Below are 19,108 nucleotides of genomic sequence, written 5' to 3'. Positions count from 1 at the left end.
CCTCATTCCAGGGCATAGGCACCTCCAGGCTCTCATGCCCAAAGTGTTACCCATGTTCCCGGGCTAATGTGTTACCTATGTACCCGGGCTGTACCCCCTTTCCCCCTTCCCCCGGACCCCCATCCCCCTTTCCTTCCTAAATTTCTTGTGCCGCTTCGCGGAGTGCGAGGGGAGCGGGATATCTTGCCTCTTTTGAAGGAATTGTAGGGAAGGTGTTCTGTGGCACGGCATACCGCGCCCGCACGCTCTTGCCGAAGGCACATAAAAAGTTTGGAAGGGGAGTCCAGAGGGGAAACTTTTTCCAAAAGTTTCCCCTCTGGCCGCCGGAGGCATTCTTGAAAGAAAAAAAGGCCGCCCATTTGGGCGGCCCTTTTTTAGTCAAAGTAATGCGTCTGCCTACTTGTTGAGGACGTCCTTGATGCGTTGGGCGGCCTGTTCCTTGGTGTCGGCGAGTTTCTGGCCGACTTCCTGGTATTTGCGTTCGGCTTCTTCGCTGAGGGTGGCCATCAGTTCCTTGACGGTGATGATCTTGTCCACCAGGTAGGCGTTGGCGCCGCAGAAGGCGAAGCCGTTCTTGAGCTTGCCCCTGTAGGCGTTCACCAGGGCCTGGGCGATGCAGTAGGGGGACTTGTCCTCGGCGCAGGAGTGCAGACATTTGTGCACGCACTTCTTGGGGTGCTTGAGGCCGGCGGTGACGGCGTCGAGGAAGGCGTTCTTGAGGGCGCGGCCGGGCATGCCCACCGGGCTCTTGATGATGGTCACGTCCTCGGCCTTGGCATTGATGTAGGCCTGCTTGAAGGCCATGTCCGCGTCGCATTCCTCGGTGGCCACGAACCGGGTGCCCATCTGGACACCCGAGGCGCCCATTTCGAGGAAGCGGGCGATGTCCTCGCCGGTGTACACGCCGCCGGCGGCGATGACCGGGATCGGCTTTTCGTGTTTTTCGCGGTAGGGCTTCACGGCCTCGACCACCTGGGCCAGGATGTTCTCCAGCTGGTAGTCGGGGTCGTCGATCTGCTCGGCCTTGAAGCCGAGGTGGCCGCCGGCCCGGGGGCCTTCGACCACGAAGCCGTCGGGCAGGTAGTTGAAGCGGCTGGCCCACTTGCGGCAGAGAATGGAGGCCGCGCGGCCGGAGGAGACGATGGGCACGAGCTTGGTGCGCACTTCCTCCTTCATTTCGTCGGAGACTTCGCGCAGATATTTGGGCAGTTCCAACGGCAGGCCCGCGCCGGAGATGATCACGTCCACCTTTTCGCGGATGGAGGTGCGGACCATGTCGCCGTAGTTGGTCAGGGCGCACATGATGTTCACGCCGAGCAGGCCGTCGGTCATCTTGGCCCGCGCCTTGCGGATTTCGTCTATGAGGCTGCGGCGGTCGGCCCCTTCGGGGTCCTTGGCGCGAAGGGGATCGCGCATGCCAATCATGGAAGTGGCGATGACGCCCACGCCGCCTTCGTTGGCCACGGCGCTGGCCAGCCCGGAAAGGGAGATGCCCACGCCCATGCCGCCCTGGATGATGGGCAGGCGGGCGGTGATATCACCGAAATTAAGACTGGGAAGTTTCATTTATATATACCTCGCGTAAAGCTGATAATTAGGTGTCACTTGCTCTGAATTCCGGACCAAGTCAAGATAAACGAATGTTTCAAATAGACGTTACGAAGCTGTGACGTGTTCCTTGACCACCAATTCCGCGAAATACATGGAGCTGGTGAAGGCCGGGGATATGGAATTGAGGATATGGACGCTGTTTTCCGCCTCCTCGATGACGAAATCCATGACCAGCTGGCTGGTTTTGATGTTCACGAGTTGGGGCCGGATGCCCGCCTTGGCGGTGGGCAGCATGTCTTCGGGGGCGATCTCCTTGACCAGTTTGGCCGCGTCGTTGAAGAAGTGCTTGAAGAAGTACTTGCGCGGTTCCTCCAGGGCGATGGTCCGGAATTTCTTGTTTTCCATGAACATGCGCATGTCGCGGAAGAGGATGTTCAGGACCTCGTGGTCCAGCCCCTTGAGGATGCCGTAGTTTTCGCGCCCGAAGGCCGGGATGGCCGTGGGGCCGACGTACACGTCGCCGTGCACGCTGCGGGTGAAGTGCACGCCCAGGAACGGGTTCTTGATGTTCGGGACCGGGTAGATAGACCCCTTGATGCGGTCGGCGGCGGGCTTTTTGAGCACGCGGTAGATGCCCTTGAAGGGCAGCAGGCGGTAGTCCCCGGCGATGCCGAAAGCCTGGGCCACCTTGTCGCTGTAGGCCCCGGCCGCGTTGATGAACAGCTTGTAGCCGATGTCGCCCTGGGAAGTGGCGACCTTGTTCGGCCCGGCCGTGCCGGTGAACCGGGTGTCGAAGAAGAAGCGGACCTTGCCGCTGGTTTCCAGTTCCTCGCGCATGGACGCGAGGATGCGCTTGGGGTCGACCACGCTGGTCAGGGGCGAGTACAGGGCGCGGTTCACGGTGAAGGCGTTGGGCTCGATCTCGGCCAACCGCTGTTTGTCGATCATCTCGACCACGCCGCCGTTGGCCGTGGCGCGGCGCTCGAGTTCGTCCAGGGTGTCCAGTTCGTCCTCGGTGCGGGCCACGATGACCTTGCCCGACTTGAACAGCGGCAGCCCCCGCTCCTCGCAGTAGGCCTGCATGCGCCGGTTGCCCTCCAGGCACATCTTGGCCTTCAGGGTGCCGGGGTCGTAGTAGATGCCCGCGTGGAGCACCCCGCTGTTGCGGCCCGAGGCGTGCTTGCCCAGGGCGGGTTCCTTGTCGAAGATGATGACGTCGTCGCAGCCGGTCTTGAGCAGCTCGCGGGCGATGGTCAGCCCGAGGATGCCCGCCCCGCAGATGACGGTGTGTGCGCTGTACATGTACCTTATTCCTTGGTCAGCAGCGCCAGGCCGCTCTCGGCGTCCTTCTTGCGCAGCATGTCGGTGTTCTCTATTTCCATGATGACGACCTCGCCCACCAGCCAGACGTCCAGGCCGGGGCGGATGCAGCCGGTCACGGTCTCCCCGTCGCGGCCGAGCGCCGCGTGCATGTGCAGGACCGGTTCGCCGGACTCGTCCGGGAACAGGGTGCCCAGGCCGAGCACCTCGTGGGCGCCGCGCACCGGGCAGAGGATCGGGTCGATGACCGGGGCCTCGCCGTCCTTGGGCCCGGCCACCACGTTGCCTCGGTCCGCGCCGCCGATGAGGGTGCACAGGGCGGTCCTGATGCCGTGTTCCTTGGCGAACCGTTCGAGACAGTCCGGGAGCCTTTCGCCGTCCTCCAGGCGCAGGGTGAAGACCCTGCCCACATTGCCTTGGCTGTACTGCATGGGAGTTCCTATTTGTCCTTGGGCGGGTTCTGCCCGCACGGTTTGGTGAAATCGCACCACTTGCAGCGGTCTCCGGGCCGGGGATCGAACCGGGAGGCCGTGAGCATATGCCGGACCAGTGTTCGTATCAGGAGCGGGGCGCTCTCGTCCATCGCCTCGTCCACTTCCTCCTCGGTCCATTTGGCCGGGAACAGCAGTTGCTCCCTGCCGTTTTCGCCCAGTTTTATCAGCCCGGCGTTGACCGGGGATTCGCCCGTGGCGCGTGCGTAGAGGTGCAGGTAGGCCGGAAGCTGGACCGAGCGCACGCTGTCGGCCAGATGGGCCAGCAGGTCCGGGTCCACGTCGCCTTCCAGGAACCCGGCCATGCGGTCCATGAGCGCCATGTCGGTCCAGAAACGCGTCTTGGGGAGCTGTGCGCCGCCGGTTTTGTAGTCGAGGATGACCACGCCCTGTTCGCGCCGCTCCACTCGGTCGATGCGGCCCTTGAACGGGATGGCCAGATCGCCCACGGTCAGCGTGGTGTCCAGGGGCTGTTCCAGGCCGAGGAGCGTGGCGGGTTGCTGGGCGGCCACGAACCGCTCCAGCCGGTAGCGTCCGGCCTCCATCAGGGCCGTGCGGGTGTCCAGCGGCAGCCGGGCGTAGAGCGGCCCGGCCCGGAAGGTCTCGCTGAAGGCCGCGAGCAGCGGGGCGGGGTCCAGGGCGGCCAGGTCCTCGCCGGTGTTGACGTGGGGCAGGAGAAATTCCTTGAGCACGTCGTGGACCAGGGAGCCGAACTCGCTGCGGTCGCCGTCCTCGTCCACGGAATCCACCGGGCGCACGCCGGAGAGATACTGGTAGAAGAACCGCTTGGGGCAGTTCATGTAGGTGTCCAGGCCGGACGGCGAGAGCCCCTTGGCGGTCAGGAACTCGGCCAGGGCCCGGCGCACGGCCTCGGTGGCCGGGACGGACGGCGGCCCGGAGGGCAGGGAGCTGGCCGGGAAGGTCACGGTGCGGACCACGCCGTCCTCGGGGGTGAGGAGCTTGCCCGCGGCCAGTTCGCGTTCCCACAAGAGCTGCTCCACGAACCGGCTGCGCACGGATTTCCCGTCGAGCAGGCCGGGCTGGACGCCGTTCTGGTAGTAGACGACCGCCTCTTTCGCGCCCATGAGCAGGCGGTAGAAGTTGTAGCCCGAGACGTTGTCGCGTTCGCGGGCGTCGGGCAGGCCCAGGAGCTTGCGCAGCGGGTCGGGCAACAGCGGGTCGAACGGGTTGGTGCCGGGCAGCCGCTCCTCCACGGCGTCGAGGACGAAGAGCTTGTCGAAGTGGAGCAGCCGGGTTTCGAGCACGCCCAGGACCTGCAGGCCGGTCAGGGGGTCGGGCTCGAAGGAGACGCGCTCCTGGTCGAGCAACCGGCGCAGGAACGAGTGCAGGGTGGACCGCCCCAGGGGCTCGAAACAGGTCTCGGCGCTTTTGAGCTGCGGGATGACCGAGTTGGTCAGCCGGAACAGGCACTCGGCGTCCAGGAGATAGGTGTGCCACAGCTTTTCGCCGCGCGCGTGGAGCATCCCGGCCAGTCCGGCCAGGGCCGCGCCGAGTTCGGCCAGGGTGGCCGGGGCTTCGAACGCGGTCAGGCAGCGGTCCAGGATTTCCCTGAGCAGCGGTTCGGCCACAGTCCGGTCCACGTCCTTGAGTGCGTCGTCGTCCCACTCCGGCTCGAAGGCCCTGGGATCGATGAACTTTTCGCCCCGGCGGATGATCGCCTCCCAGAGGTGGAACACGGTACGCAACGGCTTGTCCTCAGGGCCGAGCAGCCGCAGGTAGGGGTGCCGGATGAGGGCGATCACGTCCTTCCAGTAATAGCGGCCGTCGGGTGCGCGATTCTCCCGCAGGACCAGCAGGGTCTCGATGAGCCGGGCCAGGGAGGTGCGGGCCAGGGGGTAGCCCATGGAAATGTTCGGCTCCAGGTCCGAATCCACGTGCGGGAGCATGTGCAGCACGGGCAGGAGCGCGCCCTCGTCGGGCAGGACCACGGCGGTGCGGTCCAGGGTGTCGCGCTCTTTGAGCGCGCGCATGTCGTCGGCCAGCCCGGCCAGCTGCGAGTGGCGGTCGTAGCCCTCGCAGAAGCGGATGTCCGGGGCGTGCGGCGCGGTGTCCAGGCCGAACGGGATCTCCGGGCGTACGCCCCAGCGGGAGAGCCAGGCCGTGTGCTCGGCCGTGGCCCAGTGGGCGCGGCCGCCCTCGGCCAGGGCCGGGTCCGAGTGCAGCACCGGGGTGAGGATGCCCCGCTCCCAGAGGGCGCGGAAGAGCCGGTCCTCGGTCCCGCTCAGGGCGTAGAACCCGGCGGCCAGCACGGTCCGGTCGTCCAGGGCCTCCGCCACCTCGTCCAGGTGGTCGAGGACGAAGCGGGCGGACAGGCCGGGCGTGGTCCAGCCCCTGGTTTCGAGCCGGGCCAGGTATTCGTGGTGGATGGCCCGCAGCTGCTCCAGGAGCCCGGCGGCATAGGCCGAGACCTCGCCCTCCATGTATTCCAGGTCCTGGGGATCCAGGTCCTGGCGCAGGAGGTCGTCCATGAGCCGGGTCAGCAATATGCCCCACGGCAGGAACGCCTCGCGGTCGAGTTCGGGCAGGCGGGAGAGCAGGCTGCCCTTGCGTCCGCGCAGGTCGGCGACGATGGCGTGCAGCATCTCCACCAGATCGAGCTGGTTGGCCCTGACCGGCGGGACGGGCGAAAGGCGGCGGTGCAGGCCGGAGACGAAGTCCGCGATGGAGGTCATCTCGGGCAGGAACGCGGGTTTTCGCATGTCCGGGTGCGCGGCGAGCAGCCCTTTCAGGTGGCGGCGCGGGCGGTTGTGCGGGAAAAGTATGGTCAGTCTGCCCGGATTGTCCGACCCGGCGACCATGTCGGCCAGCACGGGCATGAAATCGATCTGCCAGGGAACGAGAAGGATGGGATTCATCTAGGCATCCCTCCCGACTTCGCGGATCTCGCGCAGGTCCAGGTAGACCAGGAAGCCGCACAGTGCGCCGTATCCGCCCATGGCCGCGAGGATGTCCATGTATTCGCGGACCTGGACCTCGTTGTGCGGGTCGGGGCGGCCGGTCTTGAAGTCGACCACGACCGTTTCATCGCCGGTGACGAGCAGGTCGAACCGCTTGAACTCGCCGTCCCGGGTCAGGACCTCGGGTTCGCGCGCCCCGGCGGCCAGCCAGTCGCGCAGCCGATCGTCGCCGAGCGCCCACTCGGCCATGGCGCGCAGGTCGCCGTCGAGCCTGGCCCGGTCCGCGTCGGCCAGCGCGCCCAGTTCCGGGAAGTCCTGGACCGCCAGGGCCATGGCCCGGTCGATGTCGGCGCCGTCGAGGCCGGTGATCCGCATGTGCTCCATGACCCGGTGGGCCACCTCGCCGCGCATGCGTTCGTTGAAGAAATAGTCGTCCAGATTGTGGCGGTAGACCCGCAGCCGGGGCAGCCAGCCCATGAGGTCGGCCTGTTTCGCCTCCGGGGCCAGCTCGCGCGGCTCGGGCCGGGGGGCCTGTTCCGACGGGTGCGTCTCGGTTGGGGTGTGCCCCAGTTCGAACACGCCGTCGTCGTCCAGTTCCAGGAACTGGTCCATGGCCTTGAGGACCACCGGATTGGAGACCCGCGCCTTCTCCGGGTAGAAGCCGTAGAGCTCCTCCCGCGCCCGGGTCCAGGCCACGTAGAGCAGGTTGAGCTGTTCGCGCACGGCCCGCCCGAGGCTCTCCTGGTAGGGGCGGCCCAGGTCCTTCTTCAGGGGCACGAGCAGGCTGCACCCCTTGAATTCCTGGACCGTGAAGTTGCGGTCCGTGTCGGTCTTCCAGTGGTGGAAGGGGACGATGGTCACCGGAAATTCCAACCCCTTGGCCTTGTGGATGGTCATGATGCGCACGGCGTCGATGTTTTCGGGCAGGGGGACCTTTTCCTGGTCGGACTTCTCCTCCCAGTATTCCAGGAAGGCGGACAGGGAGCCGTAGCCGTTCTCCTCGGCCAGGTGGATGACCTCCAGGAAGCGGCGCACGTACAGCTCGGCCTCGGGGTGGCGCTCCAGGACCCGGAAGACGCGCACGGCCTCCATGGTCAGGTCGTAGGGCGTCATCAGCCCGGACTGGTTGTAGAAGGGTTCGATGAGCCGCTGCCACGGCTCGGGGAAATCCTCGCGGAACTGCACGCCTAGCGGACGCTTTCTGGGCCGGATGAGCCAGTCCAGCAGATCGGCCTCGGGCAGGCCGGATTCGGCCAGGAAGAGCTCGCGTCCGCCGATGAAGGCCAGGAAGGCCGCGTCGTCGCGCGGGAAGTCCAGGAAACCGAGGAACCCGGCCAGCTGCCGGACCACGGGGTGGCGGTCCAGTTGCAGGGAGTTTTCGGTGATGACCGGGATGTTCTTGCGCACCAGCAGGTCGCAGACCAGGGAGGCGTGGGTGTGGGAGCGGACCAGGATGCCGATGTCCCGGTAGTTGCGCCGGGCGGCCAGGTCGTCCATGAGCGCGTCGAGCCGCTCCAGGGTCTGCTCCTCGATCTCGCCGGAACCGCCCCCTTCGAGCCGCTCCATGCGCACGTAGCCGCCGGTGTTCCTGTGCTTTTCCGGCAGGGACTGGGCGCAGTCGCGGAAGCTCTGCATGAGCTGCCCGGCGAACTCGGCCCGGAATGCGGCGTCCGCGTCGGGCAGGACGCGGTCGGCCAGCTCCGTCGTCTGGTCCCTGTCTTCCATGTTGGAGAAAAAGGTGTTGTTGAACTCGACCACGTTGCGGTGGCTGCGCCAGTTGTCCGGCAGGTTCTCGGCCTCGGGGCGCTCGACCAGCCCGGCGATCTCGGGTTGGATCATGACCTCGTCGAACAGGGCGGAGTCCCCGCCGCGCCAGCCGTAGATGGCCTGCTTGACGTCGCCCACGAAGAACAGGCTGCCGCCCTTGCTCAGGCATTCCCCGGCCAGCGGGGTGATGGCCCGCCACTGGTCGCGGTTGGTGTCCTGGAATTCGTCCACCAGCAGGTGGTGCAAGCGGCAGCCCAACCGGCAGTAGGCCTCGGACACGGCCCCGCCGTCGGCCAAAAGGTCGATGACGTGCCCGGCCACGCCCGCGTTCAGGACCATGCCCTGCCTGCGTTGCAATTCCTCCAGACCGTTTTCGAGCCTGAGCGCGATCTCGATGGCCGGGGCCAGGAAGTAGGCTCCGGCCAGGACGGCGCGGCTCTGGCGGTACTCGGCCCATTTGCCTTGCAGGCGGGCGTAGAAGGACTCGGTGCGCTCATCCACCAGCCCCTTGCCCTTGGCCAGGACGCAGTCCGCCACGGTGGTCTTCTTGATGGACGCGGAATCCGGGACCGCGTCGAACAGCTCCATGCCCAGGCAGTTGTCGAGGAAGTCGCGGAAATATTTGTTCAGGGGCAGGCCGGTCTCCCCGGCGTGGGCGGCCATGGCCTCCACGGACTGCCGGAAGGACGCGTACTCGCCGGTCAGCAGCTCGACGATGGCCTGCTGGTCGGTCAGCAGGTCGTCCGTCCGGGTTTCGAGGCAGCCGGTCAGCTCGCGCAGGCGGTCGCGGACCGTGTCCTGGACCCAGAAACCGTTGCGCCCCTCCTGGCGGATAAGGGTGCCTACCGCGCTGTCCAGGAGCCCCGCCGTGTCCTCGTCGGTTTCGCACAGGGCCAGGAAGTGGTCGAAGACCGCGTCGAACAGTTCGCGCTCGTCGAAGACGATCTCGAAGTCCGGGCGCACGCCGAACTCCAGGGCGAAGAGCCGGAGCAGGAGGACCAGCAGGGAGTCGATGGTCCGGATGTTCAGCCGGTGGTAGCGGCGCAGGATCGCGCCCACCGTGGTCCGGGCGGTCTCCGTGGAACAGGCCGGATTCTCCTCCAGGCCGAGCGCGCTCGCCTTGAGGCCGCCGACCACGCGCTCTTTCATCTCGGCGGCGGCCTTGTTGGTGAAGGTCACGGCCATGATCTCGGGCCAGGAGAACCCCCGGCCCGGCCGGTTGACGCAGACGAACGGACTGTCCTCGCCCGCCGCGTCCAGCAGGGCCAGGAAGCGGCGGGTCAGCTGGTACGTCTTGCCCGAACCCGCCGAGGCCTTGACCTGTCTCAGTTCGGACATCCGCTAGGCCTCGCTCTGTACGGTCTTGCGTCCGCGCGAGCCGGACAGCACGACCAGGAGCACGGCGACGATGATCAGGGAGGAGCCCGCGTAGCCGAGCAAGGAGAACTTTTCGCCGAAAATGGCGTAGGCCAGGATCGCGGCCACCATCGGTTCGAAGGTGGCGACCACCGAGGCGTGGGTGGCCTCCATGCGCTTGAGGCCCGCGTAGTAGACCGAGAACGCACCGTAGGAGGTGACCAGGGCCATGCCGATCATGAGCAGCCACGCCTCGGGCGACTTGTGCACGAAGTCGATGAAGGGCAGGAGCAGGAGCGCGCCGAAGGGCAGGGCGTAGACGAAGATGGTCGGCGTGGGATAGCGGTACAGGAATTTCTTCCCGAAGATGTAGTAGAGGGCGTAGGTGAAGCCCGAGACCAGCCCGGCGGCCAGGCCGAAGAGGTTCAGGTCGATGGTCGAGCCGCTCATCAGCTTGGGCCCCAGGCTGATGCAGGCCACGCCCAGGATGGTCATGGCCACGCAGACCGCCTTGACCAGGGTCATCTCCTCCTTGAGGACCAGCTTGGAGAGCAGGGCCACCCAGGCCGGGGCCGTGTACAGCAGCACGGCGGCCATGGCCATGCCCACGTCGCGGATGGCGATCTGGTAGGCCCCGTAGAACAGGGTCACGCAGATGACTCCGAAGCCGAGCAGGGCGGGCATATCCGAGCGGTGGGCCCGCAGCTGCCCGGCCACGGCGGCGTGGACCAGGAAGAACATCCAGCCGAAAACGGCCCGCCAGAACGCGATCTCCAGGGCGCTGACGCCCTCGGCCAGAACGAACTTGGTGAATACGCCGATGACGCCCCACATGACGGCTGCGGCGAGGACATAGAGGAATCCCGCCATGGCTACAGCTCGACCAGGGTGCCGACCCCGGCTTCGGCGGCGCGCTCGAAGACCAGGGCGGAGGCCATGACGTCGTGGGCGGCGATGCCCATGAGCACGGCCCCCCGGCGGCCTTCGCGAACGCCGCGCTTCTCGCCCGCGCAGACCTCGCACAGGTCGGCGTCGATGTCCCCGGGCCGGGGGTAGCCGCTCTGGAAATAGGTGCCCGCTTCCTGGGTCCGGGCGTACTGGTTGCGGTTGTCGCAGGTGAAGTGCGCGCCCCGGAATACGTCCTCGCCCACGCAGGCGTCGTAGTCCACGGCGATGACCAGGCAGTCGTCCTTGAGCCACTCCCGGCGCACGGTCCGGTCCGGCTCCTCGACCATGGGCGTGCAGGTGATCAGCACGTCCGCGTTCCGCACGGCGGTCCGGATGTCGGTGTGGAGGGAGAAGACCGCGTCCGGGAGCTTCGGGGCCATCTCGTCGATGAACCGCTGCACCGAGGCTTCGCGCAGGCCGCAGCAGCGGACCTCGCTCAGGGCGGGAAAGACGTCCCGCATGGCCAGGAGGTTGGCCCGGCCCTGCACGCCGGTGCCCACGACGGCCACGGAGGCGGTTTCGGGGTCGCCGAAGTGGCGGGCGTAGACACCGGAGGCCGCGCCCGTGCGCCAGGCCGTGACCCGTGCCGCGTCCATGACCGTCAGGGGCAGGCCGGTTTCGGGATCGTTCAGGAGCATGACGCCGGAGATGTAGGGCAGCCCCTTGGCCGGATTGGCCGGGTAGCCCGCGATGCATTTGACCCCGGCGCGGTCGATGTGCCCGCCGAGATAACAGGGCATGGCGTGGATGAAGCTGTCCTCGCGCGGGTGCACCCCGATCTTGGAGGGCATCTCGCCCAACCCCGCGCCCAGGGCCGCGAAACCGGTCTCCACCGCGTCCATGACCTCGGCCATGGTGATGCCGAGGCGGTCCATTTCCCCTGACGATATCCAGCGAACTTCCGAGCCCATTCCGCTTCCTTTGCGACGCAATCCGTTGAGTTGATACTTCGCGCAAGGATGCTTCAATTTCCCGGTCAACGCAACCGGAAACCCTTGCCGGGGAAGGTGGTTGCGCGTATGGTCGGCTCATGTTTTTCGAGGGGACGTTCAGCATCGACGCGTCCGGTGACGGCAGCCGCCTGGACCGGGCTCTCGAGGCGGCCATGCCCGGCTCGGGGCTGCGTCTGCGGCGTCGGCTGTGCGAGGAAGGGCGCGTATTGGTGGATGGCCGGGCCAGAAAGCCCGGGTACAAGGTCCGGACCGGACAATCGGTGGAAATAGGGGAAGTGCGGGCGATGACGACAGCGGATGAATTGGGCCTGAGAATCGTCAAGTGGGAGGATGGATTCGCCGCCGTGAACAAGCCCGGCCGCGTGCACTCGGCGGCCATTTCGGGCAAGGACGAACCCAGCGCCGAAGGCGTCCTGGCCGACCTGTTCCCTGGCAAGAATCCCGTACTGCTCAACCGGCTGGACTACCTCACTTCCGGGCTGCTGCTGGTGGCCCTGACCCCCGAGGCCCGCGAGGCGTACCTCAAGTACGAGGACGACGGGGCCATCAAGAAATTCTATCTGGCCCGCGTGCAGGGGCGGCTCGACGGCATCGTTTCCGTGCGCAGCCGGCTCGACACGGATGACCGCAAGAAGACCCGCGTGCTGGCCGAGGCGGACCCGGATTCCCGCCGCTGGACCGGGATCACGGCCCTGTCCCACGACAACGCGGCCGGAACCTCTCTGGTGCGCTGCCTGATCATGAAGGGCGCGCGCCACCAGATCCGGGCGCACCTCTCCTCCATCGGCCATCCTATCATCGGCGACCCCCTGTACGGCGAGGGCGAGAGCCCGCGCGGGCTGATGCTCCAGCACCAGCGCATCGAGATGCCCGGCTTCCAGGCCGAGGCCATCCCGCTCTTCTGATCCCGGCCGGGGGCCCCAGCTCAGGGGCTGATCCGGTAATAGTCGAAGATTTTCTTCAGTTCCCCCGAGGCCCGCATCTCCCTGATCTTTCGTTCGACCATGCCGCGCAGTTCCGCCCCCTCGGGGCAGCGGGGCGAGAAGGCTATGCGGTTGTAGAACATGGCCACCGGTTCCGGGTCCACCCGGACGAGGTCGGCCACGCCCTCGCGCTGCGTGATGTAGCGGAAGGCCAGGGAGCCCACCAGCATGGCGTCCACGCGGTCGTTGAGCATGCACTCGAGGTTGGAGCGCTGGGCCATGGTCGGGTTGTCGCAGGAGTTCATCCTGATGCGCGACGGGTCCCGTTCGTAGCGGTTCAGGTAGTCGTCCATCTCGGGATTACCGGTCCGGAACCCCTTGGGGATGGAGAAGCGGATGCCGTTCAGCGACTTGACCCCCTGGTATCGCCAGGAGCTGTCGGCGCGGGTGGCGAACTGGACCACGTTGATCATGTCCATGTTGCGCACGAAGATGAAGTCCTCGGCGTGGACCGTGCCCGCGTAGGTGATCGCGTCGAACTGGCCGTCCAGGGTGTCGCGGATGGCCCGGACATAGGGCATTTCATGGAAGATCAGGCGGTATTTCGTGCCCTCGAAGGTCCGCCGCAGGACCTCGTGCATGATCCCGTCGTGGGGCGCGTGGACCAGCTCGCAGGCCAGGGGGCAATAGGTGGACGTGGCCACATTGATGTCCGTCGCATACGCCTGGACGGGGAGCAGCAGGGCAAGCAGGATAAGACGGAGCAGGCATCTCATGACAGGTTCCTCCGACTATGTGTAGTCTATACCAAAAGTCGGAAAAGAGGAACGCATAAAAAAGGAAAGACCCGGCTTCCGTGGGGAGGCCGGGTCTGTTCGTCTCGCGGTGGGCCGCGTTATTTCTTCTTGTCGAGGGCTTCCTGGAGCTTGGCGCCGAGCAGGCCCATGGAGCCGGTGTCGGCCTTGCGCTTGGGGGCGAATTCCTTCCAGTCGCCGTCCTCGCGGGCGTCGCCGGTGGTCAGGGATATCTTGCGCTCCTTGGCCTTGATCTCGCCGATGACCACCTCGACCGTGTCGCCCGTGCGCAGCTTCTCGAAGGCGGCGGGCTTCTCGGAGCGGGCGATGACGGACTTGGGCAGCAGGCCGGTGATGCCGGGTTCCAACTGGATGAAGATGCCGAACTGTTCCTGCTTCTCGACCACGCCCTCGACCTTCTGGCCCGCCTGGTAGCGGTCGGCCACGCCGGACCACGGGTCGCCCTCGGCGTCCTTCATGGACAGGCTGATGCGCCGTTTCTCCATGTCGATGGACTTGATCTTGACCGAGACCACGTCGCCTTCCTTGACCATGTCCGAGGGCTTGTTCACGCGCTTGGTGTGGCTCATCTCGGACACGTGGACCAATCCGTCCACGCCCGGGGCGATCTCCACGAAGGCGCCGAAGTCGGCCAGCCGGACGACCTTGCCGGGGACGATGTCGCCCGCGGCGAAGGTGGCGGACAGGGTGTCCCAGGGGTTCTGGGCCAGCTCCTTCATGGACAGGGAAATCTTGAGGCGGCCCTTGTCGTCGTTCTCCAGCCGGGTGATCTTGGCCCGGACCTTCTGGCCCACGGAGACGGCCTCCTCGGGATGGCCCACGCGGCCGTAGCCGAGCTGGGAGATGTGCACCAGTCCTTCCAGGCCGGGCATGATCTCGACGAACGCGCCGAAGGCGGCCAGCCGGGTGATGGTGCCCTCGACCTCGTCGCCCACCTTGGTCTCGCTGACGAAGGACTGGGCGGACTCGGCGGCCTCGCGCTCCAGCAGGGCGCGGCGGGAGACCACGACGTTGCGGCCGTGGTTTTCCAGCTTGGTGATCAGAAATTCCAGGGTCTGTCCCACGTACTCCTCGGCGTTCTCCACGAAGCGGGCGTCGATCTGGCTCACGGGGCAAAACGCCCTGCGCTGCAGGAGGGTCACGTTGAAGCCGCCCTTGCAGGTGGACTCCACCTTGCCTTCCACGGGCAGGCCGCCGGACTTGGCCTCCTCGAGCATGGCCAGGCCGCCGATGCCGGAGATGGCGCGGGACAGCTTGATGCCGCCGGAGTCCTTGCCGACGACGTACAGCTCCACCTTGTCGCCTTCGGCCACGGTGCAGTTGCCGTCCTCGTCCAGCAGTTCCTCGCGTTCGACAATGCCGTCCAGCTTGGTGCCGGTGTCCACGAAGACCGTGTTCTCGCCGACCTGGATGACGGTGCCGGTCACCTTGTCGCCCACGGACAGGTCGTCACCGCCGCCCTCGCTGTACTGTTCGAACAGTTCGGCGAAGGACTCTTCGCCTTCTTCCACGCCATTACGCTCTTTGAATTCTTCGGACACGTTGTTTCTACCGTTTTGGTAAAAGGGTTAAGTCAGCAGGGCCTTGGCGAAATCCTTGCCGTCAAAGGGACGGAGATCTTCCATCTTCTCGCCGAGCCCCACGAAGGTTATCGGCAGTTTGTTCTGCAGGGTCACGGCGACCACCACGCCGCCCTTGGCCGTGCCGTCGAGCTTGGTCAGGATGATCTCATCCACGCCCACGGCCTGGTTGAACAGTTTGGTCTGGCTCAGCGCATTCTGGCCGGTGGTGGCGTCGATGACCAGGATGTTGCGGTGGGGCGCACCCTCGTGCTTCTTGCCCACCACGCGCTTGATCTTGGTCAGCTCCTCCATGAGGTTGGCCTTGGTGTGCAGCCGTCCCGCCGTGTCGAGGAGCAGCAGGTCGTACCCCTCGTTGATGGCCTTGTCCATGGCTTCATAGGCCACGGCGGCCGGGTCGGAGCCCTCGGACTTGGCGAAGAAGCCGGTCCCGAGGCGGTCGGCCCAGACGCGCAACTGGTCGATGGCCGCGGCCCGGAAGGTGTCGCCCGCGGCGATGAGCACCTTGCGGCCCTGCATCTGGGCGCGGTAGGCCAGCTTGGCGATGGTCGTGGTCTTGCCCACGCCGTTGACGCCGATCATCATCAGCACCTCGGGCGGGTTCACGGCCTCGATGCGCTTGGGAACCTTGAAGATGTCCTCCAGTTCCTCGCGCAGGATATCCTTGAAATCGTCGGGGTTGTCGGTCCCGGCCTTGCGGGCGCGGGCCTTCAGGTTGTCCATGAGCTGGTTCGCGGCCTCCATGCCCACGTCGGCCATGATCAGGATCTCCTCGAATTCCTCCCAGAAGTCGTCGTCCAGGGAGGAGTGGGAGGAGAGCAGGCCGTCGATGCGCTTGGTGATCTGCTCGCGGGTCTTGGAAATGCCTTCGGAGAGCTTGAGGAACAGCCGGTCGCGTTCGTCCTCCTCGTCCTCCAGGTCCAGGGCCAGGGCCAACCGGTACTGCAACTCGGACTTGAAGTCGGCCACGGCGTCGTAGCCCATGTCGTTCAGCCAGGCCTCGAACTTGGCGATGAAGTCCTTGGCCTCGGCGTCGGGTGCGCCCAGGGCCTTGAACAGGAAGGCCAGGCGGTCCCAAAGGGTCTGTCCCTTGCGGTCCACGCCCTGGACAATGATGTTCAGCCACTGGGAGAGCTTGGGTTCGGCCTGGCGCAGGGCCAGGGTCAGCCCGGCCTGCCAGTCCCCGGCCGGCGCGGGCGCGGCCACGTCGGCCGCCGGGGCCTCGGGGGCCGGTGCGGCTTCGGTGACTGCCGCAACCGCGGGCGCGGGTTCGGACCTGGCCGGTTCGTCGAGATCCAGCCCCTTTTCCCGCTTGTATTCGTCCAGGGCCTGCTGCGCCGCGTCTTCCGGGCGTGCCCAGGCTTTTTTCAGTTTGCTAAAAAATCCCATCAGGGCCTCTTATATTGATAACGTTGTCAGTTCGGGCGTAGTTAATAGCCTACCTCGGTGTAGGTGGCAATAGATGATGTTGTGTCCTACATGTTGCCATTATGCGTCCAAGCGGCTAAGAGCGAGAAAAAAATTCATCCAGAGGACGAATATATGAAACGAACCAAGATAATCGACGCGCTGAACGCACAGGCTCCCGTGCAGGATATCCGCATCATGGGCTGGGTCCGCTCCAAGCGCGACAGCAAGGGCTTTTCCTTCCTGGCCTTGAACGACGGCTCCTGCCTGGGCACCATCCAGGTGATCGTGGACCACACCCCGGAGATCGAGGCCGCCCTGAGCCGGATCGGGACGGGCGCGTCCGTGGCCGTCTCCGGCGAGCTGGTGGAATCCCCGGGCAAGGGCCAGAAGTGGGAGGTGCGCGGCAAGGCGCTGGAGGTCGTCGGCGAGGCCGACCAGGAGACCTTCCCCCTGCAGAAGAAACGCCACTCCGACGAGTTCCTGCGCTCCATCGCCCACCTGCGTCCCCGGACCAACAAGTTCGGGGCCATGTTCCGCATGCGCTCGCGCCTGGCCCAGGCCGTGCACCGGTTCTTTGCGGACAAGGGCTTTTTCTACGTCCACACACCGATCATCACCGGCTCCGATTGCGAAGGCGCGGGCGAGATGTTCCGCGTGACCTCGCTTGAGGCCGGAAGCCGCGAACCGGTTGAGAACGACTTCTTCGGCAAGCCGTCCAACCTGACCGTGTCCGGCCAGCTCTCGGTGGAGATGTTCGCCCTGTCGCTGGGCGACTGCTACACCTTCGGCCCGACCTTCCGGGCCGAGAACTCCAATACCCCGCGCCACGCGGCCGAGTTCTGGATGATCGAGCCCGAGATCTGCTTCGCCGACCTGGCGGACGACATGGACCTGGGCGAAGAGATGATCAAGTACCTGGTCGGGCACATGCTCGACAATTGCGCTGAGGACGTGGAGCTGTTCGCCCAGTGGGTGGACAAGTCCCTCATGTCCACGCTTGAGACCATCCTCAAGGAGCCCTTCGAGCGGCTGCCATACACCGAGGCCATCAATATATTGATGAAGACCAAGAAGCAGTTCGAGTTCCCGGTGGAGTGGGGCATGGACCTGCAGACCGAGCACGAGCGGTTCCTGTGCGAGGAGAAGTTCAAGAAGCCGGTCTACGTCTATGACTACCCCAAGGTCATCAAGCCATTCTACATGCGCATGAACGACGACGGCAAGACCGTGGCCGCCATGGATTGCCTCGTGCCTCGCATCGGCGAGATCATCGGCGGCAGCCAGCGCGAGGAGCGGCTGGACGTGCTCATGGCGCGCATGGACGAGATGGGCCTGAACAAGGAGGAGTACTGGTGGTACCTGGACTCCCGCCGGTTCGGCACCGCGCCCCACGCCGGGTTCGGCATGGGCTTCGAGCGCATGCTCATGCTCGTCACGGGCGTGCACAACATCCGCGACGTCATCCCGTTCCCCAGGACGCCCAAGAGCCTGGATTTTTAACCCCGATCCTGAAACGGGCCCGGCAGGAAGCTGCCGGGCCCGTTTGTCTATTCGAGGGATATGTAGATGTCGGTCAGCAGTTCTTCGGGCGGCGTAGATTGGGGGTCGTTGCGGTAGAGTTCGAAGCAGAGGTTGTCTCCCAGCCGTTCGCCGCTCTGCGGCAGCCAACCGCCCATGAGCTCGGCGTAGGTGCCTTCCAGATTCCCGTACGGCCCCTTGTGCGTGGTCACCGCGTATCGGCCGCCGCCCACGGTCTGGATGCCGACCTCGCCTTCGCCCTCAGCGTCCGCGCCCACGGTGACGCAGGCGTCGTAGCGGATCTTGTCGGGCGGTGTGACCTGCGGGTCGTCGTGGCCCACCCCGAGGAATTTGGCGTCCCCTCCGAGCTGTCCTCTGGGGCCCGCCCAGGCGCAGAGCCTTTTCCAGGCGTCCTCGCACTGGTTGTACGGTCCGGTCTTGCGGATGAATGCCACCCGCATGGCGTCCACGTTTTCTATTCTTACTTCCATTGTCGTCTCCTTCCGGTTTTCCAGACTAAATGTTGCGCGTGCTGCATCCGGTCTGTAGTGGATCAATCCCGGGAATCTGTCGTACATCGCGTCCCAATGCCGCTCCGGGTATTTCGACGGAGGACAGCCGAACATCTTCTTGAAGGCCCGGCTGAAGGATTCCACGGTCTCGTACCCCGCGTCGAAGGCGGCGCCGGTCACGGATTGGCGGCCGCCCGCCAGGCGCAGGGCGGCCCGTTCCAGACGGATGCGCCGGATGTGATCGGCCACGGTTTCGCCCAACATGCCCTTGAAGATGCGATGGAAATGGGTAGGCGAGAAGCAGGTCAGCGCCGCCAGTTCGTCCAGGGACAGGTTCTTGTCCAGGTGCGACTGGATGTGGAGCAGCACGGTGTTCATCCGTTCAAAGTACAGGTTCCTGGTGTTCTTCTTCATGGTTCCTCCGAATGCGATGAGGGCAGCATAGGGCAGGGGGACGCCTTTTGCTTGATCATTTCTAGCATTTTGCGGATTGCCTCCGGCCCCGGCTGGGCGCTGTCCGGCCCGCGAGAGGGTATTGGTTTCATATATAGAAGATGGGCGCGAGTGCCCCGAATCCGGCATGCCCGGGTATCCTGACCGTGTAATTTCTCCGTCTTGCTACCGTGGGCGTGGAAAAAAGGTCATAAGACTATCTTCATAAAATCACAACATTTTAGTATGTTAAGAAAACGATGAAATTAAGATCGCATTTTTTCGAAAAAACCGCTTGACCTCTGAGTGCGATTCACCTAGAACCTCTTTCGCCGCACGGGGAAGCCCTGTTGGAACGACCCGGCGGCTTGTTCTTTCTCAAGCATAATGAATGGTTGGCCGCTCCGGAAATTTGAAAAAAGTTTCAGAAAGTGGTTGACGGTTGGTCTAGAAAAATCTAGATTAAAATTTCCCGCAAAGCGCGGGGCGTTCTTTGAGAAGAAAGACGTTTCTGGTCTTTGACAATTAAATAGCGAGTTGAGCAACAAAGATCACGATAATCACAGCCCGTTTAATACGAGTTTAAGATTGAGTGATCACATTCTCCAAGTTTA

13 protein-coding genes are annotated in these 19,108 nt (G+C 65.1%); 2 read left to right on the top strand and 11 right to left on the bottom strand.

Annotated elements, in window-relative coordinates:
- Positions 1 to 396: 396 nt before the first annotated feature.
- The 7 genes from AB6M95_RS16640 to AB6M95_RS16610 form a co-directional block, all read right to left on the bottom strand.
- On the bottom strand, positions 397 to 1,566 hold the full coding sequence (locus AB6M95_RS16640) for an NAD(P)H-dependent flavin oxidoreductase (protein ID WP_371387871.1): 1,170 nt from the start codon (positions 1,564 to 1,566) through the stop codon (positions 397 to 399).
- A 90-nt stretch (positions 1,567 to 1,656) separates the two neighbouring features.
- Entirely contained in the window at positions 1,657 to 2,853 is a 1,197-nt protein-coding gene (gene lhgD / locus AB6M95_RS16635) for an L-2-hydroxyglutarate dehydrogenase (protein WP_371387870.1), read from the bottom strand.
- Positions 2,854 to 2,858: 5 nt separating this feature from the next.
- Positions 2,859 to 3,302, bottom strand: a complete 444-nt coding sequence (locus AB6M95_RS16630; protein WP_371387869.1) for a PPC domain-containing DNA-binding protein — start codon at positions 3,300 to 3,302, stop codon at positions 2,859 to 2,861.
- A gap of 8 nt (positions 3,303 to 3,310) precedes the next feature.
- Positions 3,311 to 6,238: a PD-(D/E)XK nuclease family protein gene (locus tag AB6M95_RS16625; protein WP_371387868.1), complete on the bottom strand. Its 2,928-nt coding sequence runs from the start codon at positions 6,236 to 6,238 to the stop codon at positions 3,311 to 3,313.
- The gene (locus tag AB6M95_RS16620) at positions 6,239 to 9,385 is read right to left on the bottom strand and encodes a UvrD-helicase domain-containing protein (RefSeq protein WP_371387867.1); all 3,147 of its coding nucleotides are present in this window, start codon (positions 9,383 to 9,385) and stop codon (positions 6,239 to 6,241) included. It abuts the gene before it with no gap.
- A gap of 3 nt (positions 9,386 to 9,388) precedes the next feature.
- Entirely contained in the window at positions 9,389 to 10,273 is an 885-nt protein-coding gene (locus AB6M95_RS16615) for a DMT family transporter (RefSeq protein ID WP_371387866.1), read from the bottom strand.
- Between the two features lie 2 nt (positions 10,274 to 10,275).
- On the bottom strand, positions 10,276 to 11,262 hold the full coding sequence (locus AB6M95_RS16610) for an ornithine cyclodeaminase family protein (RefSeq protein WP_371387865.1): 987 nt from the start codon (positions 11,260 to 11,262) through the stop codon (positions 10,276 to 10,278).
- Between the two features lie 119 nt (positions 11,263 to 11,381).
- Here AB6M95_RS16610 and AB6M95_RS16605 point away from each other — a divergent pair, with 119 nt between their 5' ends.
- A complete protein-coding gene (locus AB6M95_RS16605; RefSeq protein WP_371387864.1) occupies positions 11,382 to 12,209 on the top strand; it encodes a pseudouridine synthase in 828 nt (275 codons plus the stop codon).
- A gap of 20 nt (positions 12,210 to 12,229) precedes the next feature.
- Here the strand turns inward: AB6M95_RS16605 and AB6M95_RS16600 are convergent, their stop codons facing one another.
- The 3 genes from AB6M95_RS16600 to ftsY all read right to left on the bottom strand — a co-directional run bounded on the left by AB6M95_RS16600 (position 12,230) and on the right by ftsY (position 16,011).
- A complete protein-coding gene (locus tag AB6M95_RS16600; RefSeq protein WP_371387863.1) occupies positions 12,230 to 13,003 on the bottom strand; it encodes a substrate-binding periplasmic protein in 774 nt (257 codons plus the stop codon).
- Positions 13,004 to 13,122: 119 nt separating this feature from the next.
- Positions 13,123 to 14,583 carry a 30S ribosomal protein S1 gene (locus AB6M95_RS16595; protein ID WP_371387862.1) on the bottom strand — a complete coding sequence of 487 codons (1,461 nt, stop codon included), beginning with the start codon at positions 14,581 to 14,583 and terminating at the stop codon, positions 13,123 to 13,125.
- 27 nt (positions 14,584 to 14,610) lie between these two features.
- Complete coding sequence (gene ftsY, locus AB6M95_RS16590; protein ID WP_371387861.1) at positions 14,611 to 16,011, bottom strand: signal recognition particle-docking protein FtsY; 1,401 nt, start codon at positions 16,009 to 16,011, stop codon at positions 14,611 to 14,613.
- Between the two features lie 153 nt (positions 16,012 to 16,164).
- On the opposite strand from ftsY, the gene asnS reads away from it, so the two are divergent.
- Positions 16,165 to 17,532, top strand: a complete 1,368-nt coding sequence (gene asnS / locus AB6M95_RS16585; protein WP_371387860.1) for an asparagine--tRNA ligase — start codon at positions 16,165 to 16,167, stop codon at positions 17,530 to 17,532.
- Between the two features lie 47 nt (positions 17,533 to 17,579).
- On the opposite strand, the gene AB6M95_RS16580 is transcribed toward asnS, so the two are convergent.
- Complete coding sequence (locus tag AB6M95_RS16580; protein WP_371387859.1) at positions 17,580 to 18,476, bottom strand: AraC family transcriptional regulator; 897 nt, start codon at positions 18,474 to 18,476, stop codon at positions 17,580 to 17,582.
- Positions 18,477 to 19,108: the final 632 nt, after the last annotated feature.

The organism is Pseudodesulfovibrio karagichevae (assembly GCF_041414475.1).
GTDB classification, from domain to species: Bacteria; Desulfobacterota; Desulfovibrionia; order Desulfovibrionales; family Desulfovibrionaceae; genus Pseudodesulfovibrio; species Pseudodesulfovibrio karagichevae.
Note: the sequence above shows the minus strand (reverse complement) of the source record. Positions and strands in the feature narration are given on the sequence as shown.